Genomic DNA, 250 nt, shown 5'->3' on the forward strand with positions numbered 1-250 from the left:
GTGCCAAGTATGGCAAGACCGTGCGCGATAACTATAATTGGAACCATTTAGATGTGATTAACCAGTTCGTTGGTCTACGTTCTATTTTTGCTCCAGACCCTGTTGATGTTTACCGTCAACATGCGAACCGCTTGAAACTTCATGGACTCTAAAATTTAGGCATAAAAAAATGCGCCATTGGGCGCATTTTTTACTCGTATAAAACTTACAATGAAGCTTTAACTTTACGAGCTGGTAACTTTTCACGAAT

Annotated in this window: 1 pseudogene; it reads left to right on the forward strand. The window is 39.6% G+C overall.

The features are described 5' to 3' along the window. Nucleotides 1–152: pseudogene (locus ACG9ZB_RS17700) on the forward strand (lipase); the annotation flags it as partial. Nucleotides 153–250: the final 98 nt, after the last annotated feature.

Source organism: Acinetobacter johnsonii (assembly GCF_048551975.1).
GTDB lineage: Bacteria > Pseudomonadota > Gammaproteobacteria > Pseudomonadales > Moraxellaceae > Acinetobacter > Acinetobacter johnsonii_A.